Below are 23,015 nucleotides of genomic sequence, written 5' to 3'. Positions count from 1 at the left end.
TGATTATTTTTATGAAATACTCTACGATTTACTTAACATAACAGGTATTCTGGGAACAACAAAAGAGGAAAGTTTAGACTTTCCTCTTTTGTTTTGGAAGTAGAAAAACTTAACGTAGTAAAACGTTAAAAATATTCTTAATTAGGGAATTGCGCGGGTTAATTCAAGCCTTTTATATACCATGCATCCATAGCAGAATGTTCAGAGCCTGGTAGTGGTTTTAATAAAAGTCCAAATCCAAATTTTTCATACAATTTACATGCAGCCTTTAATTCTTGCTGTGTTTCTAAATAACACTTTTTATAATGTTTAGAAGCAAATAACAAAGCTGTTTCCATTAGCTTTGTTGCAAGACCTAAACCTTGTGTTTTTGGACTTAAGTATAGCTTTTGTAATTCACAAACTTTATCTTGTTCATTAAATGGAGCTATGCCAATTCCTCCAACAACTTCTTGATCCATTTCCAATACCCAATATTTCGCATGGTTTAGATCATTATAATACTGGTAAAGGTTGTTAAGTTGGGGGTCAAAATAAGCTGTTCCAGGAATATCTAAACCAAGTAATTTTAATGAACCATGTATGATTTCTTTTATCTTTTTATTATCTTCAACTTTAATTTCTCGAATAATCATTTACTATTTCCTTCAAGCACCAATATTAAACAACTTCAATACCAGAAAACTAAAAAAGCCTATCCCCTTTCTGCTTTTTATGAAATTAATTTATAATACTATAAAAATATTAACGTTTATTTTTCTACATTGTTCGATAAGGCATAAACGTTCCGCCAAAAAAATAACTCACTACAACGAGAAGTACAACGAATACAATGAACAAGAACCAACCTCTAGCATATGTCTTTGATTCTTGTTTGTTTTGTATTTTTTCTCTGTATTTTCGTTGGACATCATGATGTTTTGAATTTTTTTTCATTAACATCCTCCTCTTGAATATTGAACAAACAATTGGAGCCAGTGTTATGAAATATAAAACATAGTATACATTACCTTTTTTTTCTTATAACTATATTTATGAAAGATGTTCTTTTAGGTTGAAGTAATCTTTGCACCAGAACCCCAAAGACTTCAAGGAACCAGTGAACTCTTATTACGTTCTTCTTTGCTATTCATATCCATTACCACTTCTAACAAAAAGAGGAGAAAGACAGCTATAAGCTCAGTTATAGAGGGAATAGTAATGCTTCTAATTAATTCATCAGCAGTATGTATAGCAAACCAAGAAAAGCTACAATCAATGACCAGTCTCACGAGGAATTTTCTTTTAGAATTTCTAATTTGTTGAGAAAATGTATTAATAAGAAATATTGATAGTAAATCAACTATAAATCCAATAATAAAAAACAGTAAGAGGAATATTAATAGAGATAGAAATGAGTCGTATTGTACCCCAAATATTTTAAATAGACCAATAAAGCCAAACACAAATGCTCCTAGCATTAATGAGATAGCAATAATAACAATTAAAGTTATAAAAATAACAGTAAATGCTTTAGCAAAAAAATTAGATGTATTGTGAGAGGGTCCAGTTTTCTTTGGTTTCAAGGTAAACATTCACATCCCTTGCTGCTAATTTTTCTTTAATGTATTTATCCTAGCCAATTGTGCGTATAAGCTAGTATTCCTAAGATGGCTCCAATTCCAGCTCCAAATAAAGTAGCCCCTACTAGTTTTAATTTATTCTTATTATAAGTCATAAAAAACCTCCTTTTATCCAATTATATACAAAAATGGTTTTTAGTAAATAAATCTCTTTAAACGATATAATTAATATGTATATACACCCTTAGTTAACATAAAACTATTTATCGGAATTAAACGATAATAACCCCTCCTTAAAAAAAGGAGGGGTTATTATCTAAGAAAGTTCTATCTTAATTAAAATCTCTTTATTACTTAAAAATTATCTCAAAGCTTTTACTAAACTTTGACCAAATTCTTTTGCACCATCTGGACCATCACCAGTAATGATGTCGTTATATGCGACAACATGTTCTGAGACATATTTTACGTTATTATCTTTTAATTGATTAATCTGTACATCTACTGGATAACATGTTGCTATTCGTCCTTCAAGAAGACCTGTTTGAACTAAAGAAACTGAACCTGCACAAATTCCAGTTACAAGAACTTTTTGCTTGTAAGCTTGTTTTAAGTAAGTTTGTAAGTCTTGGTTATTCCATAAATAATCGTTTGTGCCAGAACCTCCAATAACAGCTACAGCATCATAATCATTAGATGAAACATCAGTAAAAAGAGTAGTTGATTCTACTTTACCTTGATAATCTCCTATGATTTCACCTGTTTTTGTACTTGCAATTGTTACTTCAATACCTTCATTTTCTAATGCTTCTTTTGGATGAAATAATTCATCTTCATTGAATCGTTCCGGTGGTATAATAAATAGTGCTTTCTTACTCATTGTATGTCTTCCTCCTGAAATATAAAAATTATTTAAAACCTAAACATAGTTTAACTTGGCCTTTGTAGCCTGTGAAGAACGCACTTTATTGTGCGGAGGTTACTAAAAGGTTACTATTGTAAGAATAAAAGGAGAATGAGATTGATGTCAGATACATTGCGAGAAGAAATTAGAAAAAAGATACTAAATGGCGATTTTAATTGTGAAAAAGAACTTACTTTATCTATCTTTAGTGGAAAATGGAAAGTTGTGATTTTATGGCACTTAGGAGTAGAAGGCCCACATCGATTTAGTGACCTTCAAAAGCTCTTTCCAAAAATATCTCATAAGATATTATCAAACCAGTTACGTGAACTAATGGAAGATGGAATCATACATAGAGAAGTTTTTCCTGAAATTCCTCCTCGAGTTGAATACTCAATGACTGAACTAGGAATGACATTGTTACCTATAGTAGAAATGATGTATGAATGGGGACAAAAAAGAATGGTTGATTTAAAAAAACAAATTAACTCTAATGACTAAATACATAAAATCTTGTATTTTGAGCAAACTACCGAAGATGCTCTGCAACGTCAGCTAACTCTTGATTACCATTCATGAAACAAAAAAAACTACTGATCCCTGTTCAGTAGTTTTTTCGATTTTTAAGCTGTATACGCTATACATAATTAGTTAACATAATGCTGTTTATCATTGGGAAAAATATACCCGAAAGGAGTGTACTAAATGAAAAAACAAAAAAATTCAACTGATAAGCCAACAATTGCAGAAGGAATGAATACTGAAGATGAATTGCAAAAAGATGCAACTCCAGAGGAAATTTCTAAAGGAGAATATACTAACGTAACGACTCTCTCGTTAGACGAAAATGATCCAAGCTAAAATAACTTAGAACAAATTTTTATTACACCGTTTATTTGAAACGGTGTTTTTATTGATTATTTTTCTCTAGTAACCAGCATTAAACTAGTTACCCCAATGTAATTTACCAGCAACTATATGCTTTTATCAAGGGCTTTTTGTATAGTGTAAATTTAAGTCCTTTATTAAGGCAGAAAGATTACATAGCTTTTTCTACCTCCAGGTACCGTCTTGCTTTTCTTTTTATTCGTTGAATAGCATTATCAATAGACTTTTCAGATATATTTAATGCTTTGAAAATTTCTATATATGAATAGTCATTTATATATAAAGCCCATACTCTTTGTTCTAATTTACTAATTAATTCGGCTATTTTTTGTTTCTTTTCTTCGAATTCTTTTTGATTGATAAGTAATAATTCTGGATTTGGTGTATTTTTTTCCGCTATCATATCTAGAAGCATATAAGCTGATTCTTGATATGATAAAGGCTTGTATAGGGAAACATAGGTATTTAGAGGTCCATATTTTTGACGAGCAGCTGCTTTAACTGGGGTGAACATCTGTCTCTTAATACAGAGCTCGGCAAATGTTTTAAAAGAGGACATTTTATCAACTTTAAAATTACGAATGGCCTTATATCGACTATTAAATTTTTACGAATCTCTTCTTTAGAAAATAAGATGACTGTGTTGTTATCCCCATCAAATAAATCTAAGGTGAATGGATTATCATCCTTAGTTAAACTTTTATAACAATAATTAATGGTTCGAATGTCTGCTGATACATAATAAGGTGTATAGCTCTTTTCGTCCCTTATATAAGAGTAATGTAGGTCTTGAAATCCATTCTTTTGAAGATTTCTTTCACAGAACAGTTTTTGTATTTTACTATGTCCCTCAATAGGCTTTACAACATGAAGATAATAATTTTCACTATTTAAAAATAGGAAAAGCTTATCTTCTTTAATTAGATATCTGTTTACTAAATTTGCTCCTTCAATGCTATTATCAAATTTGTAGTCCCAGTTATATGAACCTACGTAAGATGCGGGTTCATATTTGGCTAAATACCATTTATCATTTACACTCATCTATGTATTTCCTTTTACAATCTTTATTGGGATAAATAAAAAAGACGCTCTGCCAGGAGCATCTGTGTGATAAAAAAGAATTTTCTACAAGGTAGTCTCATTATACACTAATACTTGTGAAATTGAACTAAGAGTCTTTTTCCAGTAAACCTAATGCAAAAGACTTAGCCACATCATTTAACAAATTTGTTTCTTTTATCTTCTTCACATTATCCTCCCTTATAATATGTAAAACCAAAGTTAAATTCCTTAGATAGCGTTTCCTTGCACATTCATATATTTGGTATTCTGCTGCTGAATCCTTCATAGCTCATGGTGGAGGGCTTATACATAAAAACGACTCAACAGGTTATCTTAACGAATAATGTTTTAAAGAAGGGGATGCTTATGAGTCGGATGGTTTTATTGGTTGGGGTATCTTTATTTACCTTGTTTGTAATGAGTGAAAAAACAGTTAATGCCTGTTCATTGATGAGTCCGTTATTTTCTATCTCTCTACCTCAAGAGCATGTCATTCATTCTATTCCTATCCAAAAGAAGAAAATAGCTCTTACATTTGATGATGGACCAACATCAGATGAAACGGTACAAATCTTAGATCTTTTGAAAGAATACGATGCAAAAGCGACTTTCTTCGTTGTAGGGTCTCGTGTAAAACGTTATGCACCTATTGTTGAAAGGGAAATACGAGAAGGTCATGAAGTTGGAAACCATACATTTCATCATTTGATTTGGACTCGCAACGTTTCCGAGAAACAATTGATCAAGGAAATTGAATTAACTCAGAAAGCTATTTCTAATATAAGTGGGTATCAGCCTTCACTATTTCGACCCGTTCAAGGGTTTTACAACCAAAAGCTCGTGGACGTGGTGGAAGACTCTAACTTGCAGGTTGTGTTGTGGTCTCAAAAGCATGATACGCGTGATTGGGATCGACCTGGGGTGGAATATATTGTTCAAAATGTATTGAATGATATAGAAAATGGAGACATCATTCTTTTACACGACCATGTGAATGGAAAAAGCCAGACTATTTCAGCTCTCAAACGTATTTTGCCCGCCTTAAAAGAAAAAGGGTATGAATGTGTCACAATTTCGGAGCTATTAAAAACGTTTGAAAGTACGCACTAATATTTATGCATCCCCTCAATTTGCTATGGGCCTAGTCTATTGTGAACATCTTTCTTTTGTGGATTATGTAAAGAGACATTTGTAAACAAAATGAGGGTTATAAGAAAAAAAGCTCACCTTTTTAGGTAAGCTTGAAAATGAAAAGGGGAATATCTATAGAAAATGCTTTATAGCATGATTAACACTTAAGTTATCATTTAATAGTGAAAAAAAGATGAAAATGTTCATAAAATAATTTACCATTTACTTAATCTATGTAGATTATTATAAATCAAAAATAATTTTTACTTTAAATCGTTCCTATGTTATTAGACAATTCTTCTTTTATTGCTATTCCTTAGCCAAAAAAACACAAGCCATATATAGTGGTTTGCGTTTTTTTGTTCTTACAGATAGAATCAAATATACTCAATTACATATTTAGATTTGATTTTTAACTTAATAAAGGACCACTTTAGATCAATCTAGTAAAAATTTATTGTATTTGAAACATCATAGTAAAATAATAAAAAGAGAAGAAAGGAAAAAATAAAAAGTGATTAATAACATACCTTTGTGAGATTAATCCTTTTGAAAGGGATTGGCACGTTGAATCTTAAACAATTACAATATTTTCGATTATTAGCTAAAACGGAACATTTTACAAGGACAGCTTCGCAGCTATTTATTACACAGCCCAGTCTTAGCCAAGCTATTTCAGAACTTGAAAAAGAGTTGGGTGTTAAGCTTTTTGAAAGAAAAGGGCGTAATGTAAAGTTAACCAAATTTGGACAATCGTTTTTACCGTATGTTGAGAAAGGACTAACTGAAATTGAAAAGGGGGAGAAAAACCTTCAAAAATTGATAAGTACAACCTCTGGTGTAATCGACCTTGCCTTTATTTATTCACTGGGAACCAATTTTGTACCGTCATTGATTCAACAGTTTGTAAATGAAAACTCTAATGCGGAAATTGCTTTTTCCTGTTATCAGGGGACAACACAAATGGTCATTAAAGGTCTCAAGGAAGAAAATTATGATATTGCGTTTTGCACTAACATTGAAAATGAACCAGATATTGAATTGCTACCGCTTGCCAAACAAGAGATCGTGTTAATCACTGAGAAGAATCATCCACTAACAGAACGCGAATTTGTTGAATTAAAAGATATAGCAAGTTACAAGCTTGTCTGCTTTAATAAAAACAGTGGCCTGCGACCGATTTTAGATAAATTATTTGCAGAAGCAGGGATTGTCCCTGAAATTTCTTGTGAGGTAGCCGAAGATAATGCATTGATAGGCTTAGTCGAAGCAAATCAAGGTATTGGGATTCTTCCGCTTGTTTCCACATTGAACTATTTTGATATAAAAATCCTCCCTACTAAAGAGCCTATTTATCAGCAGTCTATTTACATGGCAATTAGAAAAAACAGATATTTGCCTCCAATTGTTCAACGGTTTCGAGACTTTATCATAGAAAATAATAATCAGCAAATTTGATTGAAATAGTAATTAAAAGAGAGCTAATTATAACAAAAATAAACTGTTATAATTAGCTCTCTTTGTTTCATTAGTAATAAATACACTTTGTTTTGATAAATTATAGGCAAAACCTATAAGTAAATAATAATTACCAATTGGATTATTGATTGCAACGTATAATAAAATGATTTCAAAAGGCAGTAAGTTCATATTTAATTAAGTTTTTTAAATGATCAAATTGTAATCGTTTTCATAGGTATTGGTTATGAAGAAGTTAGATTAATCTAAATTAGGTATTAAAAACATGGATAGTATAAGGAAGTTTTTTTATGGCAGATCAAGGACGAATTGATGGAAGAACGCAATTAATAGGATTAATTGCAACCCCAATTGGACCCTCTTTATCACCGGTGACGCATAATACGTCATTTCGTAAACTAGGTCTTAACTACGTTTATATGGCTTTTGAAGTGGCGAATCAATAAATAGAAGATGTATTGGCAGGCTTGCGTGCACTAAACATGCGTGGTTTTAACGTGTCTATGCCTAACAAAATGAAAATTTCACCTTACTTAGATAAGGTAGCACCAGATGCAAGATTTGTTGGTGCGGTAAGCACCGTCGTGAATGAAAATGGAAAATTAATTGGCTATAACACAGATGGTATGTACGTGGATTAAAGGAAAGTGGTGTAGACATTCAAGGAAAGAAAATGACACTTATAGGCGCGGGAGGTGCTGGCTCCGCTGTAGCGATTCAATGTGCTATTGACGGTTCATCTAAAATTTACATTTTCAACTGGGAGGATGAATCCTCTTGAAGGACAGAGTATAATCCCCGAAAAACGAAATTGCTTGAAATAGCTGAATCTGTTGGCTGTAAAGCAATCAATGGATTGGGCATGATGCTATGGCAGGGAGCTAAAGCATTCGAACTTTGGACATGTCAAGAAATGCCCGTTGATTATGTAAAGGAACAAATGTTTTAAAAAACAGAAAGGAAGTGACTATCTTGGAAAAGCCAAAGAAAAAGGGAAATTTAGTGACAGTACTTAGTGCTGAAGAGGCTGTAAAGTATATCCCAAATGAAGCAATAGTTGCTATCTGCGGAGCTGGTGGGGGTCTATTAGAGCCTACTAAGCTTATAGAAGCATTGTCAAAAAGATATGAAGAAACACATTTGCCGAAAGATTTAACTTTTATCCATACAACAGGATTAGGCGACCGGGCGGACAGAGGAATGTCACCACTTGCCCAAAAAGGACTAGTACGAAAAATAGTTGGAGGACATTGGGGACAATCCCCAAGACTCTGTGAAATGGCTGAAAATAATGAAATTGAAGCATATAATTTCCCGCAAGGTGTACTTTGTCAATTATTTAGAGCCGCCGCAGCTGGACAGCCTGGAATATTAACCCATGTTGGCTTAGGTTCATTTATAGACCCACGGCAAAAGGGTGGAAAACTAAATGATTGTACCAAAGAAGATCTTATTAAATTAATGGAAATTAACGGTGAAGAGTGGCTGTTCTATCCAGTGATTCGACCTGATGTTGCCATTATCCGCGGAACAACTGCAGATCGTGAAGGATATATCAGTATGGAAGATGAAATTGCGTATCTGGATACTTTAGCGATGGCCCAAGCTGTTCATAACAATGGAGGGCTTGTCATTGCACAAGTAAAAAGGGTAGTAAAATCAAATACTCTTCATCCAAAATCGATAAAAATTCCAGGCTACAACGTCGATATTGTCGTTGTTGATGAAGAACAATCACAGCTGTACACGGGTGGAGTTAATCGTTTTATGTCGGGAGATTATATCGCGGAAACAAGTGAAGTTACCCGGCTTCCGCTTAATCATCGAAAAATGATCGCTCGGCGTGCATTGTTTGAAGTTAAACCAGGAAATGTGGGAAATGTTGGTGTTGGAATTGCCGATGGAATTGGAAGTGTAGCTCGTGAAGAAGGTGTTGATGAACAATTTACCTTAACGGTGGAGACTGGACCAATTGGCGGTGTCACTGCACAAGGCATTTTCTTTGGAGCAAGTATCAATACCCATGCATTGTTAGACATGCCTTCACAGTTTGACTTTTATGATGGCGGTGGTCTTGACGTCTGCTTCTTAAGCTTTGCAGAACTGGACCAAGCAGGAAATGTCAATGTGCATAAATTTAATGGGAAAATCATGGGCACAGGAGGGTTTATAGATATTTGTCAAAATACAAAAAAGATTGTATTTTGTGGAACACTGACAGCCGGCGGCCTTAAAACGAAGATTGAAAAAGGTAAGCTACAAATTGAACAAGAAGGCCGATTTAAGAAACTCCTTCCTCAACTTGAAGAACTTACTTTTAATGGAAGGGATGCATTAAAAAGAGGGCAGGAAGTTCTCTATATCACGGAAAGAGCCGTTTTCCGCTTAACAACAGACGGACTGGAATTATGTGAAGTAGCACCTGGAATTGATATAGAAACTCAAATCATTGAGAAAATGTCATTTAGACCTCAAATTTCTGCTGATTTAAAAGAAATGCATAGCAGATTATTTTTTGCAGATGATATGGGAATCAAAAATGATTGGGATAAAATGGAAGTATAAGAGATTTGTTCATACAATATTAAAAGATCGCTAGGAGGAAGATTATGAGTAAGAAAGTCCCTTTTGAAGTAGGAGATACGGTTTCTTATACCAAAACAATTAGTGAATCAGATGTTTATTTGTTTGCTGGGATTACCGGCGATTTTAGTCAAATGCATATGAATGAAGAATTTATGAAAACAACGCCATATAAAACGCGGATTGTACATGGGGTATTAACTTTTGCACTCGGAAGTACGGCATCAACATTAATTCAAACCCAGGCGAGAGCAGAAATGCCAAGTGTGTCCTATGGCTACGATCGTTTACGTTTTACAAGACCAGTATATTTTGGCGATACAGTTACAGCTGTTTATACGATTACTGAAGTTGATCAAGAATCATTAAAGTCATGTGCCAAGGTTGAAATTTACAATCAAAATAAAGAATTGTGCGTGGTGGCACAGCATATATTAAAGTTTTTTGAAAATTAAGCAATACAAAGGAGTGAGATAAATGAAAATCTGTGTACTTGGCGCAGGTGCTTTAGGAAGTTCCATTGGCGGCACTCTGGCGGAGGCAGGACAAGATGTTTATTTAATAAATAAACGGGCCGATCATGTGAATGCAATCAATACAAAGGGGCTGATTCTTAGGGATGGGACGAATGATAGGGCTGTTAGGGTAAATGCTCAAACAAACTGTGAGGGAATTGAAGCAGCAGATCTTGTATTAGTATTGGTGAAGTCTTTTCATACAAGAAGTGCGATTGAAAATGCTTTATCCATTATTGGGGAAGATACATTGGTCATGTCATTGCAAAATGGTCTTGGAAATGAGGAAACCATTGCCGAGGTTATTGGCAACGAGCGTGTTATCGGTGGAAAAACTTATGCTGGCGGCGTATTACTTGGACCAGGACATGTGATTGCCGGAACAAAGGGAAAGATTACTTTTATTGGTGAGATGAATGGCGAAAAAACAAAAAGGATTCAGAGAGTCGCAGATATATTGACAAAATGCGGGTTATTAACAGAGGTTAGTGGTAATATCACAGGAATGATTTGGGACAAACTTTTAATTAATGTGGCAACGGGGGCTTTATGTGGTATTACGAAATTACCATATGGAGATTTATACCAACTTCCTGAAATTAGAGATTGTGCTTTTGAAGCCATTTTAGAGGGTATAAATGTTGCTAAAGCAAACGGCGTTATTTTATCAACAGAGGATCCCGAAGATATTTGGTTGAAAGCAGCAGCAGGATTACCATATGAATTTAAAACATCCATGCTGCAAAGTCTGGAAAAAGGCCAAAAAACAGAAATCGATTATATCAATGGAGCAATTGTCCGATGGGGAGAGAAAAGTAATGTCGCAACACCAGTTAATAAAGCGTTGGTTGCGAACGTGAAAGGGATTGAGACTTGGATGGAAAAATACATAAATTCTTGATAAGGAAGGATGACTAAATTTGGCCTATCAGAAAAAAGCATATCTTGAACATTCAGCTATTCGTGTAAAGGATATTGATTGGTACATTCGTTTTTTTAAAGAGGCATTAAATATGCCGATTCGTAAAATAGATGGGGCAAAAGATAACCCTAGACAAATATGGACTATTGGTGGAATTCAACTGATCGCAGACCCTAACTTCTCAGGTATCGAAGGAAGACTGGCGCATTTGGGAATCATGGTAGAAGATTTAGAGGCTACTATGGAAGAAGTTTACAAATGGAATGTTACCGAATTACCTAAAGGACATAATTGGGTGGTGCTTCCGGATGGTTTAAGTCTGGAACTAATTCAGGCAAAAGAAGGTTCCGTTGAAGAAGCATTAACTGTATATCCATGGATGGAAGACTAACTATTTTGAATAGTATTGGAGTGATTATGATGGGGAAAGTACTGATGTTACATGGGGTAAACCATAATATGTTTGGAAAAAGAAACCCTAAAATCTATGGAACTATTACTCTTGATGAAATTAATGAGAGTATGTTTCAACTAGCTAAAGAGCTGAGACTTGAATTAGAGGTTTTTCAAACAAATTTAGAAGGTGAAATGATTGATCGAATTCATCAAGGGTATTTTGATAAAGTGGATGCAGTGATCATTAATGCTGGTGCATGGACCCACTATAGTTATGGATTAAGAGACGCTTTGGACATTCTTGAAGTCCCGTTTATTGAGATTCATATGTCTAATATTCATGCCCGAGATGAATTTAGACATCATTCTGTATTTGCGGAAATTGCCCAGGGACAAATTTGCGGTTTTGGCTTTGACAGCTATCTTTTAGCGTTAAGAGCTGCAAAAAGCTTAATGGATGAAAAAAATAAAAAAGGAGAACTTAGTACTTCTATTTAGAAGCAAACAAAAAATGGGGAAGTCTAACCTTAAATAGTATGAAGAAGTTAATCATCTATCTGGTTCTGGTGTAAAAACTTCAATTTACTTTCAAGCACTTCGGTTTTTTTACACCAGAACCATATTTACTTTTATGCTTTCCAAATCCATACTGCTATATCATCTATTACAAGTGAATGATAAAGTATCTTGTTAAAAGTAAAGGTTAAACCTTTACTTTTTTCATGGGCAAATATGGAGAATTAACTGGTTTTGGAATCGGATTAATCAATTTTGCTATTCTTATAGGATCTATACTATCCATAATTATTATATTGATTAGTGAAATCATAAAAAGAAAAATCCTCAAAAAAAACGTATCAATAAAATGATAAAGGCTTTTATGTAGTTTTCTACTGTTTAAGCAATGTGTCTTTAGTTAACATAAAACGTATTTCAGGAACACATTACATTCTTCAGTATCTGAACTATTCTTTTTTTACTCTTTTAGCAATACTGTTATCTATAAAATTGAATGTACCATCAATTATACGGCCTATACTACCACATTTAGGGCATGGTCCAGCAGTATTTCCCAAAAGAGTTATTTTTGAGCCCTCTATAGATATTCCTGAAGGAAAAGAGCTTTTACAGTTATCACAAACTGCAGACAACATTGGCATATAATGTCCTCCCATTCTGAAAATACATAAGCCATCTATTTTATAAATTCCCCTCGTCTATAATATAGAAATCTAGTTACCATAATGGAAGTTCTAGGTAGCTCAAAAAAGACTAACTTATTAGAGTTAATCTTCATTTCGCCCCTCCTTGTCTAAAATTTCTAAAAGCCTATCAACCTTTGAACCTATTTCTAATACTTGATTAATTTTCTCTCCTATTTCCTCAATTACTAAAAAAGTACGTTGGTCAGCTTTCATAACTTCTGTTCTTAAATCATCATTTTCAAGTTGAAGTATGTCATTCGTTTTATCTGCTTCTTCTAACTCTTCCTTCAAACGAGAAATTTCATTTAATAAATATTGCTTTTTTTTATCTTCCATTTCCCCCCCCTATCATGCTGCATGAAAAATAGGAAAAATTATTATTAAATTTTATACTTTATATGATATATGACCCTAATTAACATAAGACACATTACCGGTAGAAGTAAATACAAAGCGTTAGATTTTTTGCTATATTTTTTCATTTAGTAGGGCATTCTCATAGTGATGTATCTCTTTCCACACTTCTTCCTTATTGGTTAATGAATTAAAGTTTAATTTTTCAAATGCATTTATTAATTTCATTTTTATATTTTCTTTTTCTACTGAGATTTTATATTCTGAGATGTCATACATAGAATTATGCTTTTTAAAGTTTATTCTTGCTTGGGTTAAAGAATACTCTCCATTGGGGCCTCCCCAAATTTCATCAGCATGAGGGTCATCTTGTCCATCATCTTCCCAATTACATAAGATACAGATTTCGTAATCATCGGCATTCTCTAAAGTCAAATATCCACAACATGGACATGGAACACGGTGCATTAAACTTATCTCTCCCTTTTAAAATACATACTTATGGTAATAATAATAGATTAATATTAACTCTGTATACTCTATACACACGTAGTTACCATAATGTGCTTTCCAGTAACCAAAACCTTATCGAAGAAATGTGCAAAACATCTAAATATGTTAACATTGTAATTTATAGAAATTTTAAGGATGGTATTATGGGTACATTTAGTCCGACAGGGTTGCTATTATTCTTAATAATTATCGGCTTAATAAGATTCCTAGGTTTTAAACTTGTTAAAAAATTAAAAAATAAGTAACTAACAAAAAAGACCTACTACATTAAAGCAGTAGGTTCTTTTTGTTAGTGGTTAAGATATAAAAACTTAATTAACATAATCAAAATTATCGGCATAAATAAAGAAGCACTAGCCCAAGACTAGTGCTCTTTTATATTTATTTTAATTATAAATTAGTTCGTTTTTTCTTTGATAACTAATAAAACCCCACTAAGAATTAAGAATGAACCTATCCAAAACGTTCCACCGATACTTTCACCTAGGAGAAGCCAGCCAAGTAACGTTCCTACTAGAGGTTGAAAAAAGAAAAATAAACCTCCACTTGAAGCATTCAATAACTGTAATCCACGATTCCAAAGTATAAATGCTAAAGCTGTTGAAATGATACCTAAATACAATAGCCCTCCACCAATAGTCGGATCAGTCAACTTGGAAATATGAATTTCAGCTAACCCTTTATACACAAAAGGAGTTAATACCAAAATAGCAACTAAAATTGAATAAGTTGTAACGGCAACTGGAGAATAATTGCTTGGCACACGCTTTATAAGAATAGACATTAAAGCCCATGTTAAAGCCGCCATGAGTAGTGAAATACCACCAAGCTGGCTAGACATATTTATATGTCCATTTCCGACAATAAGTAATACTCCTATTGTAGCCAAACAAACAGATATCCCTTTTTTTATATTCAGTTTCTCTTTAAGGATTAACCGAGCAAAAATCACCATAAAAGCTGGTGTGGATGATGTAATAATGGCTCCCATTTGTGCTGAAGATAGCATTGTGCCGTATTCTTGGGTGACAATTGAAATGGCATTACCAATTACACCAATAGCGACAATCAAATGAATATGACGTTTACTAATTCTCCAAGATTGTCTTTTTATTAAGCCAATGATGACAAGTGCAAGAATAGCTATTACATATCGTATCCAAACCAATTCTAATGGTGGGATGATCGCTACAACAACTTTAACGACAACATACATGCCGCCCCAAATGCTGGAAGCTAAAGCTAAATATATAGAACCTAATAAGGTGTTTTTCATTTTTGTACCCTCCGTATTTAAAAAGTAGGTCAATGTATGCCCTAACGGAGAGAAGTAGTCACTTTACTCCATTAAGGACGGAGAAGTGCTACTGGTACATCATTTTCAAATAATGGAGCTAAAAACATTTATTTCACCTCAAATTTAATCTAGTGTCATGAACATATATTATTTGATTTTAGCTTAAACCTTTTTAAAATAAAAGACAGGGTTCTCAACAGTATTATTTTTCCAAACGAATGTATTCCTGCACGTATATCGCACTGTTTCTTTGAAAGGTCTAAACATAATAACATGATTAAGAGATGGGTGTACCATTTTTAACAAACTCACTAGGCTTTAATAGTATTACATCTCCTTCTTCTGGAATTCCACCCATGACTAGCACCTCAGATTTAAAGCCAGCAATACGCATAGGAGGAAGATTCACCACAGCAACTACTTGAGATCCAATCAATTGTTCTGGCTTATAACGTCGTGTAATCTGAGCTGAAGAACATTTTACTCCAAGCTCACCAAAGTCTATTTCTAATTTTATTGCTGGCTTCCTCGCTTCTAGAAATGGTTCGGCTTTTACTACGGTACCGACACGAATATCTAATTTTAAAAAATCCTCAATTGTTGCCATTATTATCACCTATACTTTTATTATTTCGAGATACATCTAATAAAATCTCAGTTTATCCCTTTGGACTTTAATGATTGTAACATAAGCAAAAGTTACAATTTTGTCCTGTGTTAAGAAGATATTGTCCAATTATAAGATATAGGGGATTTGTACTTACTTAACATAAAACGGATTATAAGAACCATTAGCTATTTATAAATAGTCTACAGAATTGCTGTTTTGAACGTAACCATAAACTTTTATAACATCACCTTTTGTTTCTCCTGGTACGTTAATTGTTCTAAGTGTATTTATTACTTGATTTTTCTCTTCCAAATTTTCTACCTTTATTTCTAACCATTGAATATTTTTGTAATTACCTTTGAAATGATAAAACCAGTCTCCATCCCAATCACTTATATACTTAGTTTTGACATCCTTTGTTCTCCAAATTGTATTTATAGAACAATCGTTCATTGCATTTCTAATTTCTGCCCATTTAGTGTTATTCATTACTGATTGATATTCATAATACCTCATGAAAAAAAGACTCCCTTATTTACAATAATTAGCGAAATCAAAAGTTTTCCTTCCAAAATAGAATATGATCTAGTCCATACTCATCTTCATAAATAAAGATTCCAAAATTCTTTTTATGTCCTAGTAAGGTAAAGAGAAAAAGTGAAGACTCATCTTCAAGGTTTAAAAAATCAGCTATTAGATTCAGGTTATTCCAAAAATCTCTAAATCTTAATTTCAATCGGTAAGAAGGAAGTATTTCCTTCTGATCTAGCAATATATATTCATTTCTATATGCGCCGAATTCTTCTTGTAAAAAGGACATTTCCTCCATAATTCTATTTAGATTATGTCTGAATCGAATCTGGGGATCTTGATCATTAGAAAAAACATTTTGAAACCTCAATTCAATTTCCTTAGATGTAAGGAATTCAAAATCAGTTATAGGAGCACAAAGGCATTTGAATTTTTCTTCCAATTGTTTTTTTAGATTCTTTCTTTTAAGTTCCTCTATTCTTTGTTTACGTGTTTCCTTATTCATTCTCATCAACTCTATATAAGATTTTTGTTTAAAATCAATTATAATCTTATCCATACAAATCTAGTTACCATAATGTGCTATATAGGTAGTAAAACAAAAACGGCACTTAGTAAATGTACCGTTTTTGTTTTATGTATTTCCTAGTTAAAATCCTTCTCAATACCATCACCTGCAACGACAAAATGGAAACTACCCTTACCACGAGAAAAGAATCTCCAAAACTCACTGTATTCATCATCCTCTGAAATATCTGGAAACACGTCTAATGTAAAGCCATTAGACAAAATAACTTTTAGTCCTCCAATTTCATCTGAATCAACACTTTCTACAGTAAATGGTTCTTTTAAACTTTTTATAAAGTATTCAATTCTTTCATCAAATCGATTATTTCCTTGCACATCCCATTCGAATCTCTCGTTTCCATCATCTAATCCTGTTCTTGGAGAATAGAAATCCCGCGAGGCTACTAAAATTTTATTGCCTTTGGTAATACGCCATGAACATTGAATATTTAAAGCATATTCAGCTAATTCTTGAGTTCTTCCTCTTCTAGTTACAGATAATGCTTCTCCAAATTCAAGCCAAAACAGATTAGATGCTCCTCCAATATTGCTTAACTTAGACCCTACTAATATTTCTAATTGAGATTTAATTCTTTTTTTCATACTGATCTCCTTAGTTTTAAACAAACTACCCTTTGTCTATTATATTCATTTTCAGTTTACATAACAGGTATTATAAGAAGTAAAAAAACCTGTATTTTAAAATACAGGTTTTTTCATATTTCTCTTCAAAATATCTATTTAAAACTTATTATTTTTATTAAAAATAATTCATTTCCTACCTCTATAATACCATATTTTTGTACTTTTTTTCAGTCTAGTATTTAAATCTTTTTTCAATAAAATACAGATTAGGATTGGTATTCATATAAAAGAAATTGGGGAAGAATTTAAAGGTAGCTAGCGAAGTAGAAGTTATAGAATTAAAAATTGAAGCACTTGGTGACCAGATTGTATTAAATCCTACATCTGAAGGGGTTTCCTATAGTAAAAGTAATATAAGGTTATGCCAAAAACGGTCCATTTTCTGGAATAACCCTTTAAAGGTAAAACAGTATTTGAATGTTAAAATCAAATGTAATTGCAAAAGGAGATTCATAAATGAAAGAAAATCAAATCAGTTTTACCGCGATGATGACAGCTTATATTCGAGGTATTCACTCAAAATATGCAAACCCCAAAATTTTCAATGACTTTTTGGCATATGACCTAATTCCTGAAGAGCAAAAAAAATTAATAGAGGAGATTATGCCAAAAGAAGCTTTAATGAATTCTACAGCCTCTATCACTCGTTCTCGATACACAGAAGATTGTTTAATGAAGGCGATTGAAACTGGTGTAGAACAGTATGTAATCTTAGGTGCTGGCTTAGATACTTTTGCATTTAGATATCCTGATTTGTTAAAGAGTCTTAATGTATTTGAACTAGATCATCCTGCGACGCAAAGTTTTAAACGTCAATGTGTCGATAAGGTGGATTGGGATCATCCAGAAAACCTACATTACATTTCTATTGACTTCACTCTAGAGGATATAGTAAATAAACTCAATTCATCACTAAACTACTCTGCCCTATCCAAAAGTTTTTTCAGCTGGCAAGGAGTTACAATGTACTTATCCAAAAAAGAAGTATATAAAACACTGGCTAATATACCTAAAGTGACTCCCTCTGGGAGCATGATTGTATTTGATTACTTCAGTGTAGATGAATTTAATGAGGAAACTACTTCCACTGATTTGAAAAAGAAAGAAAAAATGATGAATAAGATAGGAGAGCCAATGAAAACAGGTTTTGATCCAGCTGTTATGAAGCAAGAAATGGCAGAACTCGGATTGAATTTGCTTGAGAATTTAAGCCCGACGGATATTGAGAAACGATATATGACAGGATTAAATGTGAACTTAAAGGCGCATAAAAACGTGTACTTTGCACTAGCTGTAGTTGAATAGGCTCTATTCCGAAAGGGTCCGATCGTTGAAGATCAATGGGAAACTTGTTTTCGCCGATAGTGGGGAAATTTAAATTGTTGTGGACATAGTAATAAGATGGATTGGAGTTTCAAGAAACATTTTTGTTAGTTTGTTTCTTTTTTTGATAATTATAGAATGCCTTGAGCAAACTACCCAAGAAGCCGTAAGGCATCACACCAAATTTCCTATTCTAAACATGGGAAACCTACTGTACAGGAGCAGTAGGTTTTTCTATTTTCCGACTATATATGATATAAAACCTTAGTTACCATAAAACCTATTACCAGTAGGAAGAAATTATAGAAGACACGGGAGAAAAATATATATCATTACAAGAATAATACTCTTAAGTCTCTTTGTCTTAAACAGTGTTAAAGACCTTAATTGCATTAGGTAATTAAGAAAAATAGTTATCTCTTTTTTTTAAAGCATATGCAATTTTTATGACTCCTTCTTCAACTCGGTGATTTTCAATATTTGATACATTTAACTTTAAAACCCGTTCTTTGTGAAAGTTGGCTAAATAATTACTTTCAACTGAATCCAGATATACACCCTGTTCGTATAAATAACGAATAAATAACTTCATATTTACTTGTCTAGGTAACAAAATATGACCATGCATAACTATTTCTGACGATGATTCGTAATTAGCCAGATGCTTTTGCAGAGATTGATGAAGAATTTGTGCACGTTTATGGTAAATACTACTTACTTTTGATTTATTATGTTCAAACATACCACTTTTTATGTAAAGATATAGGGCAGCTTGTGAAATCATAGAGCTATCTATATCTAAGGTCATTCTAAATTTTTGAAAGCTACTAAGAATTGGAGGAGGAAGCACGGCTAAACCAATTCTTAAACCTGGAAACATGATTTTTGAAAAGCTCTTTAAGTAGATAACCTGTTCCTTTATATCCTCTGCAAAAAGAGGATCATTCTTTGTGTTATATTCAAAATCTGCTAAATAGTCATCTTCTATGATATACACATTGTATTTATAAGCTAACTGTAAAATAGCTGCTTTGTCTTTTTTGCTATATGACGTTCCTAAAGGATTATGGAAGCGTGGCATTGTATAAAAAAATTTAATCTCTTCTTCATTGAATACTTTTTCTAATTGCTCTAGATCAATACCTTGCGCTGTACGTTGAATACCTATTGCGCGAATTCCATATGTTTTCAGCATATCCATATACAAATGGTAACTAGGTTGTTCAACTAAAATAGTAGATCCGTTATTTGGAAAAGGCATCATACTTAGTAAAGCGAGTGCCTGTTGAACCCCCGAAGTGATGAAGATCTGTTCAGATTTCGTAAATACTTGATAAGATTCTAAGAGCCTCTTAGCTTCTGCAATTAATAAAGAGAAACCTTTTGGTGTTCCATAACGAAACAATTCTTCTTGATATGTATCAATCGCTTTATTTATACACTGTTGAAAGTCCTTATAGGGAAATGCATGCCATGCTGGAGATGATGTTGCAAAATCAACGCCTTTAGTAAATCTAGGTTCTTCGAAAACCTGATGTTCTACAACATAATAACCACTCTTTGGAATCGAATAAATAATATGTTGCTCTTCCAAACGTTTTAAGGCAGATATTATGGTGCTTTTACTACAAATATATTCGAGCGATAAGCCTCTAATTGATGGTAATTTTGCCCCTGCTGGAAAGTCACCAGACTGTATCTTTTGAAGTAGAGAATGATAAATTGTTTCATATTTAAGCATAGTATTCCTCCAAATACACATCTGTACCGATACAGATGTGTATTTTTCATATCGTAGATATTGTTAGTTTCTCTTACTATAGTGATAACCAGCCGGATAAATCTAAAGGAGGTCATTCACATGATTGAAAAGAAAAAAGCATATATAGCTGCACTTACTTATGCCATCATTATCGGATTGTCATTTATGTTTGTCAAAGTTGCATTAACTATTGCTACACCTTTTGATGCCTTAGCGCATCGATTTACTATTGCTTTTGTAGGGGTTACAATCTTAAAAGTACTAACGAGAAAAGCATTAAAAGTAACTAAAAAGGATATAGTGATTATTGCTTCGTTAGCTATTTTATACCCCACTCTCTTTTTTGCTTTTCAGGTATTTGGACTAGTAAATGTATCATCATCTGAAGCCGGAATTATTCAAGCAACAATCCCAATTTTCACCTTAATTTTTGCGAGCATATTTTTAAAAGAAACATCTACATCTGGTCAAAAGATAGCTATTTTTTTCTCGGTGGTAGGTGTGATATATATTATGTATATGAACGATATAGAAAATAAAAATACTAGTCTACTAGGAAGTGGTTTGATTTTAATTTCTGCACTTGTATCGTCCCTATACAATGTATGTGCTAGAAATTTAACCCAACGATATTCCTTATTCACTATCACATATATAATGACTTTATTTGGTTTTATTACATTTAATGGTTTAGCACTGACAAATCATCTAATGAATAACACTATCCATCAATTTATGAAGCCTTTTGTTCATCTGGATTTTGTGATTGCAATTGTCTATCTAGGTTTATTATCATCTTTAGTTACTTCCTATCTTTCTAATTACGCTTTATCAAAAATAGAAGCATCTAAAATGAGTGTCTTCAGTAATTTTGCTACACTCATTACAATCTTGGCAGGAGTAATTTTTTTAAAAGAACAATTTCACCTTTACCATCTAGTCGGGGCCATTATCATTATTGCAGGAGTTATAGGAACAAATTGCTTTGGTACAAAAGGTAAACACAGTAAAAAAGCCTAGTTTCCATAATCCATATTCCCAGGATACAAAAACCTTAGAAATCCATAGATTTCTAAGGTTTTTGTATTCATGTTTCTTTTCATTCGTCATAGTAGCCTAACTTAATATCCATTAAATATTGCCAAGTCCATACTTTAACAAACTAAGTACATTCCATTAAATATTACCTTTTATTTATTCAATCGGAAGTAAAGTATCAACCACGATACTGTTTACAGCATTGATATACGCAAATGCACTTGCTTTCATAACATCCGTATCTGTTGCCTTGGCAATATACTTTTCGCCTTTGTATTCCACTTGAATCTTTACTTTTCCTAATGCTTCCTTACCTCTTGATACACTGCTGATATTATATTCAATCAATCTAATATCTAAATCACTAATTTCTGTAATAGCAGAATACAAAGCATCAATTGGGCCAGAACCGACGGCACTGCTTTTCAATATTCGATCACCCTTTTTAATCTTCACACTTGCAGACGGGAAATTTGTATTACTAATCACTTGCAAGTCGATTAGTTCATAAAAATGATTACTATAGTGCATTATATCCTGATTGTGAATATCATTTTTCGCATAATAATTCTCAACGATGACATATAAGTCATGATTATATACTTCTTTTTTCGCATCTGCCAATGCAAGGAAAGCTTCAAATATCCCTTCAAATTGTATGTTAGTCATCTCATTAAAGCCTAATGATTCAAGGGCATTTTTCACCGCATGACGTCCAGAACGGGCAGTTAGAACAAGTTCCATATCGTCTAAACCAACTTCAATTGGGCTAATGATTTCGTAAGCATCTCTTGCTTTTAATAAGCCGTCTTGGTGTATACCTGAAGAATGAGCAAAAGCATTATCACCTGTAATGGCTTTATTTACTTGTACATCAAGTCCCATTAAACTACTTACCAATCTAGATGTATTCATGATTTCTTTTGTATTAATATTTGTGTACGCATTATAAACTGATGAGCGCGTATTAATTGCCATCACGACCTCTTCTAGTGCAGCATTGCCTGCACGTTCACCAATGCCATTTATCGTACACTCAACTTTGTTTGCCCCATTTTTAATTGCAGCTAACGTATTTGCAGTTGCCATACCAAGATCATTATGACAATGGACACTTAAAAGCACTTTATCATTCAAATTTTTTAAGCGATTATTTATTTTAAAGATTAGTTCACCAAACTCTTCTGGCTCGGCATAGCCAACTGTATCGGGCACATTAATAATGGTAGCTCCTGCCTTTACAACAGCTTCAATCGTTGCCCATAAATATTCAAAATCGGAGCGAGACGCATCCTCCGTTGAATATTGTACTTCTGGTAGAAGTGTTTTTGCATATTTTACTGCATCAACACCAAGATCTAAAATTTGACTTTTCGATTTTCCAAACTTCTTCTCCACGTGAATGTCTGAAGCGCCTAAAACTATATGGATTAACGGTCTTCTAGCATATTTCACACTATTATAAACAGCATCAATATCAGCCTTTACTGCTCTTGCTAACGCTGTGATGATTGTGTCATCTGTATTTCCTATTTTCATAGCAATTTCTTTCACAGCATTAAAATCACCAGCTGAAGACGAAGGAAAACCAGCTTCGATAATATCGACTTTCAGTTTCTTTAGTTGCTGTGCTACTTCTAGTTTTTCATACAGATTTAGCTTAGCCCCCGGAACTTGCTCGCCATCTCTTAAAGTCGTATCAAACATCCAAATTTTTCTCGTCAT

At 33.1% G+C, this 23,015-nt stretch carries 27 protein-coding genes and 1 pseudogene; 12 read left to right on the top strand and 16 right to left on the bottom strand.

The window, feature by feature from the left end:
- Positions 1-158: 158 nt before the first annotated feature.
- The 4 genes from JNUCC25_RS28030 to JNUCC25_RS28015 form a co-directional block, all read right to left on the bottom strand.
- The gene (locus tag JNUCC25_RS28030) at positions 159-635 is read right to left on the bottom strand and encodes a GNAT family N-acetyltransferase (protein WP_454223520.1); all 477 of its coding nucleotides are present in this window, start codon (positions 633-635) and stop codon (positions 159-161) included.
- Positions 636-759: 124 nt separating this feature from the next.
- Positions 760-936 carry a hypothetical protein gene (locus JNUCC25_RS28025; RefSeq protein WP_308355077.1) on the bottom strand — a complete coding sequence of 59 codons (177 nt, stop codon included), beginning with the start codon at positions 934-936 and terminating at the stop codon, positions 760-762.
- Between the two features lie 152 nt (positions 937-1,088).
- Positions 1,089-1,574: a YrvL family regulatory protein gene (locus JNUCC25_RS28020; protein ID WP_143256253.1), complete on the bottom strand. Its 486-nt coding sequence runs from the start codon at positions 1,572-1,574 to the stop codon at positions 1,089-1,091.
- 349 nt (positions 1,575-1,923) lie between these two features.
- Complete coding sequence (locus JNUCC25_RS28015; protein ID WP_416045824.1) at positions 1,924-2,442, bottom strand: DJ-1/PfpI family protein; 519 nt, start codon at positions 2,440-2,442, stop codon at positions 1,924-1,926.
- A 144-nt stretch (positions 2,443-2,586) separates the two neighbouring features.
- Between JNUCC25_RS28015 and JNUCC25_RS28010 the strand changes: the two genes are divergently transcribed.
- On the top strand, positions 2,587-2,967 hold the full coding sequence (locus JNUCC25_RS28010; RefSeq protein ID WP_416045825.1) for a winged helix-turn-helix transcriptional regulator: 381 nt from the start codon (positions 2,587-2,589) through the stop codon (positions 2,965-2,967).
- Positions 2,968-3,171: 204 nt separating this feature from the next.
- A complete protein-coding gene (locus tag JNUCC25_RS28005; protein ID WP_168797088.1) occupies positions 3,172-3,327 on the top strand; it encodes a hypothetical protein in 156 nt (51 codons plus the stop codon).
- A 178-nt stretch (positions 3,328-3,505) separates the two neighbouring features.
- Here the strand turns inward: JNUCC25_RS28005 and JNUCC25_RS28000 are convergent, their stop codons facing one another.
- Positions 3,506-3,868 (bottom strand): hypothetical protein, encoded by a 363-nt coding sequence (locus JNUCC25_RS28000; RefSeq protein ID WP_454223519.1) that lies wholly within the window; start codon positions 3,866-3,868, stop codon positions 3,506-3,508.
- On the bottom strand, positions 3,820-4,398 hold the full coding sequence (locus JNUCC25_RS27995) for a hypothetical protein (RefSeq protein ID WP_454223518.1): 579 nt from the start codon (positions 4,396-4,398) through the stop codon (positions 3,820-3,822). Before JNUCC25_RS27995 ends, JNUCC25_RS28000 begins: the two co-directional genes overlap by 49 nt.
- 387 nt (positions 4,399-4,785) lie before the next feature.
- Here JNUCC25_RS27995 and JNUCC25_RS27990 point away from each other — a divergent pair, with 387 nt between their 5' ends.
- From JNUCC25_RS27990 to aroQ, 8 genes and pseudogenes are all read left to right on the top strand, one after another.
- The gene (locus JNUCC25_RS27990) at positions 4,786-5,529 is read left to right on the top strand and encodes a polysaccharide deacetylase family protein (protein ID WP_454223517.1); all 744 of its coding nucleotides are present in this window, start codon (positions 4,786-4,788) and stop codon (positions 5,527-5,529) included.
- A gap of 588 nt (positions 5,530-6,117) precedes the next feature.
- Complete coding sequence (locus tag JNUCC25_RS27985) at positions 6,118-7,008, top strand: LysR family transcriptional regulator (protein WP_454223516.1); 891 nt, start codon at positions 6,118-6,120, stop codon at positions 7,006-7,008.
- 311 nt (positions 7,009-7,319) lie between these two features.
- Positions 7,320-7,978, top strand: a pseudogene (locus JNUCC25_RS27980) (quinate/shikimate dehydrogenase).
- 23 nt (positions 7,979-8,001) lie between these two features.
- A complete protein-coding gene (locus JNUCC25_RS27975; RefSeq protein ID WP_454223515.1) occupies positions 8,002-9,594 on the top strand; it encodes an acyl CoA:acetate/3-ketoacid CoA transferase in 1,593 nt (530 codons plus the stop codon).
- Between the two features lie 44 nt (positions 9,595-9,638).
- Entirely contained in the window at positions 9,639-10,067 is a 429-nt protein-coding gene (locus JNUCC25_RS27970; RefSeq protein ID WP_454223514.1) for a MaoC family dehydratase, read from the top strand.
- Between the two features lie 22 nt (positions 10,068-10,089).
- On the top strand, positions 10,090-11,028 hold the full coding sequence (locus tag JNUCC25_RS27965; protein WP_416045832.1) for a ketopantoate reductase family protein: 939 nt from the start codon (positions 10,090-10,092) through the stop codon (positions 11,026-11,028).
- A gap of 19 nt (positions 11,029-11,047) precedes the next feature.
- Complete coding sequence (locus JNUCC25_RS27960; RefSeq protein WP_454223513.1) at positions 11,048-11,440, top strand: VOC family protein; 393 nt, start codon at positions 11,048-11,050, stop codon at positions 11,438-11,440.
- A 29-nt stretch (positions 11,441-11,469) separates the two neighbouring features.
- A complete protein-coding gene (gene aroQ, locus JNUCC25_RS27955) occupies positions 11,470-11,943 on the top strand; it encodes a type II 3-dehydroquinate dehydratase (RefSeq protein ID WP_454223512.1) in 474 nt (157 codons plus the stop codon).
- 467 nt (positions 11,944-12,410) lie between these two features.
- Here aroQ and JNUCC25_RS27950 read toward each other — a convergent pair whose 3' ends face one another.
- From JNUCC25_RS27950 to JNUCC25_RS27915, 8 genes are all read right to left on the bottom strand, one after another.
- Entirely contained in the window at positions 12,411-12,605 is a 195-nt protein-coding gene (locus JNUCC25_RS27950) for a PAAR domain-containing protein (RefSeq protein ID WP_416045835.1), read from the bottom strand.
- A gap of 126 nt (positions 12,606-12,731) precedes the next feature.
- The gene (locus tag JNUCC25_RS27945) at positions 12,732-12,986 is read right to left on the bottom strand and encodes a hypothetical protein (RefSeq protein WP_454223511.1); all 255 of its coding nucleotides are present in this window, start codon (positions 12,984-12,986) and stop codon (positions 12,732-12,734) included.
- Positions 12,987-13,118: 132 nt separating this feature from the next.
- Complete coding sequence (locus JNUCC25_RS27940; protein WP_454223510.1) at positions 13,119-13,472, bottom strand: CPCC family cysteine-rich protein; 354 nt, start codon at positions 13,470-13,472, stop codon at positions 13,119-13,121.
- A gap of 442 nt (positions 13,473-13,914) precedes the next feature.
- The gene (locus tag JNUCC25_RS27935; protein ID WP_454223509.1) at positions 13,915-14,793 is read right to left on the bottom strand and encodes a DMT family transporter; all 879 of its coding nucleotides are present in this window, start codon (positions 14,791-14,793) and stop codon (positions 13,915-13,917) included.
- A 298-nt stretch (positions 14,794-15,091) separates the two neighbouring features.
- The gene (csaA, locus tag JNUCC25_RS27930; RefSeq protein WP_420743511.1) at positions 15,092-15,421 is read right to left on the bottom strand and encodes a chaperone CsaA; all 330 of its coding nucleotides are present in this window, start codon (positions 15,419-15,421) and stop codon (positions 15,092-15,094) included.
- A 192-nt stretch (positions 15,422-15,613) separates the two neighbouring features.
- On the bottom strand, positions 15,614-15,940 hold the full coding sequence (locus tag JNUCC25_RS27925; protein ID WP_454223508.1) for a DUF6678 family protein: 327 nt from the start codon (positions 15,938-15,940) through the stop codon (positions 15,614-15,616).
- 37 nt (positions 15,941-15,977) lie between these two features.
- Positions 15,978-16,514, bottom strand: a complete 537-nt coding sequence (locus JNUCC25_RS27920; RefSeq protein WP_454223507.1) for a hypothetical protein — start codon at positions 16,512-16,514, stop codon at positions 15,978-15,980.
- 86 nt (positions 16,515-16,600) lie between these two features.
- The gene (locus JNUCC25_RS27915) at positions 16,601-17,125 is read right to left on the bottom strand and encodes a hypothetical protein (RefSeq protein ID WP_454223506.1); all 525 of its coding nucleotides are present in this window, start codon (positions 17,123-17,125) and stop codon (positions 16,601-16,603) included.
- Between the two features lie 498 nt (positions 17,126-17,623).
- Here JNUCC25_RS27915 and JNUCC25_RS27910 point away from each other — a divergent pair, with 498 nt between their 5' ends.
- A complete protein-coding gene (locus JNUCC25_RS27910) occupies positions 17,624-18,472 on the top strand; it encodes a class I SAM-dependent methyltransferase (protein ID WP_339998594.1) in 849 nt (282 codons plus the stop codon).
- A 418-nt stretch (positions 18,473-18,890) separates the two neighbouring features.
- On the opposite strand, the gene JNUCC25_RS27905 is transcribed toward JNUCC25_RS27910, so the two are convergent.
- Entirely contained in the window at positions 18,891-20,231 is a 1,341-nt protein-coding gene (locus JNUCC25_RS27905; RefSeq protein WP_454223505.1) for an aminotransferase-like domain-containing protein, read from the bottom strand.
- A gap of 120 nt (positions 20,232-20,351) precedes the next feature.
- On the opposite strand from JNUCC25_RS27905, the gene JNUCC25_RS27900 reads away from it, so the two are divergent.
- Positions 20,352-21,272 carry a DMT family transporter gene (locus tag JNUCC25_RS27900; protein ID WP_454223504.1) on the top strand — a complete coding sequence of 307 codons (921 nt, stop codon included), beginning with the start codon at positions 20,352-20,354 and terminating at the stop codon, positions 21,270-21,272.
- Between the two features lie 174 nt (positions 21,273-21,446).
- Here JNUCC25_RS27900 and JNUCC25_RS27895 read toward each other — a convergent pair whose 3' ends face one another.
- A complete protein-coding gene (locus JNUCC25_RS27895) occupies positions 21,447-23,015 on the bottom strand; it encodes a 2-isopropylmalate synthase (RefSeq protein ID WP_454223503.1) in 1,569 nt (522 codons plus the stop codon).

This window comes from Priestia sp. JNUCC 25 (assembly GCF_053667915.1).
The sequence above is the reverse complement of the archived record's forward strand: the minus strand, read 5'-3'. Positions and strand labels throughout refer to the sequence as shown.

What these genes read in the sequence shown, in the direction of transcription:
- JNUCC25_RS28030 (WP_454223520.1), bottom strand. Translation starts at nt 635, where the DNA reads ATGATTATTCGAGAAATTAAAGTTGAAGATAATAAAAAGATAAAAGAA.
- JNUCC25_RS28025 (WP_308355077.1), bottom strand. Translation starts at nt 936, where the DNA reads ATGAAAAAAAATTCAAAACATCATGATGTCCAACGAAAATACAGAGAA.
- JNUCC25_RS28020 (WP_143256253.1), bottom strand. Translation starts at nt 1,574, where the DNA reads ATGTTTACCTTGAAACCAAAGAAAACTGGACCCTCTCACAATACATCT.
- JNUCC25_RS28015 (WP_416045824.1), bottom strand. Translation starts at nt 2,442, where the DNA reads ATGAGTAAGAAAGCACTATTTATTATACCACCGGAACGATTCAATGAA.
- JNUCC25_RS28010 (WP_416045825.1), top strand. Translation starts at nt 2,587, where the DNA reads ATGTCAGATACATTGCGAGAAGAAATTAGAAAAAAGATACTAAATGGC.
- JNUCC25_RS28005 (WP_168797088.1), top strand. Translation starts at nt 3,172, where the DNA reads ATGAAAAAACAAAAAAATTCAACTGATAAGCCAACAATTGCAGAAGGA.
- JNUCC25_RS28000 (WP_454223519.1), bottom strand. Translation starts at nt 3,868, where the DNA reads ATGTTCACCCCAGTTAAAGCAGCTGCTCGTCAAAAATATGGACCTCTA.
- JNUCC25_RS27995 (WP_454223518.1), bottom strand. Translation starts at nt 4,398, where the DNA reads ATGAGTGTAAATGATAAATGGTATTTAGCCAAATATGAACCCGCATCT.
- JNUCC25_RS27990 (WP_454223517.1), top strand. Translation starts at nt 4,786, where the DNA reads ATGAGTCGGATGGTTTTATTGGTTGGGGTATCTTTATTTACCTTGTTT.
- JNUCC25_RS27970 (WP_454223514.1), top strand. Translation starts at nt 9,639, where the DNA reads ATGAGTAAGAAAGTCCCTTTTGAAGTAGGAGATACGGTTTCTTATACC.
- JNUCC25_RS27965 (WP_416045832.1), top strand. Translation starts at nt 10,090, where the DNA reads ATGAAAATCTGTGTACTTGGCGCAGGTGCTTTAGGAAGTTCCATTGGC.
- aroQ (WP_454223512.1), top strand. Translation starts at nt 11,470, where the DNA reads ATGGGGAAAGTACTGATGTTACATGGGGTAAACCATAATATGTTTGGA.
- JNUCC25_RS27950 (WP_416045835.1), bottom strand. Translation starts at nt 12,605, where the DNA reads ATGCCAATGTTGTCTGCAGTTTGTGATAACTGTAAAAGCTCTTTTCCT.
- JNUCC25_RS27945 (WP_454223511.1), bottom strand. Translation starts at nt 12,986, where the DNA reads ATGGAAGATAAAAAAAAGCAATATTTATTAAATGAAATTTCTCGTTTG.
- JNUCC25_RS27940 (WP_454223510.1), bottom strand. Translation starts at nt 13,472, where the DNA reads ATGCACCGTGTTCCATGTCCATGTTGTGGATATTTGACTTTAGAGAAT.
- JNUCC25_RS27935 (WP_454223509.1), bottom strand. Translation starts at nt 14,793, where the DNA reads ATGAAAAACACCTTATTAGGTTCTATATATTTAGCTTTAGCTTCCAGC.
- csaA (WP_420743511.1), bottom strand. Translation starts at nt 15,421, where the DNA reads ATGGCAACAATTGAGGATTTTTTAAAATTAGATATTCGTGTCGGTACC.
- JNUCC25_RS27925 (WP_454223508.1), bottom strand. Translation starts at nt 15,940, where the DNA reads ATGAGGTATTATGAATATCAATCAGTAATGAATAACACTAAATGGGCA.
- JNUCC25_RS27920 (WP_454223507.1), bottom strand. Translation starts at nt 16,514, where the DNA reads ATGGATAAGATTATAATTGATTTTAAACAAAAATCTTATATAGAGTTG.
- JNUCC25_RS27915 (WP_454223506.1), bottom strand. Translation starts at nt 17,125, where the DNA reads ATGAAAAAAAGAATTAAATCTCAATTAGAAATATTAGTAGGGTCTAAG.
- JNUCC25_RS27910 (WP_339998594.1), top strand. Translation starts at nt 17,624, where the DNA reads ATGAAAGAAAATCAAATCAGTTTTACCGCGATGATGACAGCTTATATT.
- JNUCC25_RS27905 (WP_454223505.1), bottom strand. Translation starts at nt 20,231, where the DNA reads ATGCTTAAATATGAAACAATTTATCATTCTCTACTTCAAAAGATACAG.
- JNUCC25_RS27900 (WP_454223504.1), top strand. Translation starts at nt 20,352, where the DNA reads ATGATTGAAAAGAAAAAAGCATATATAGCTGCACTTACTTATGCCATC.
- JNUCC25_RS27895 (WP_454223503.1), bottom strand. Translation starts at nt 23,015, where the DNA reads ATGACGAGAAAAATTTGGATGTTTGATACGACTTTAAGAGATGGCGAG.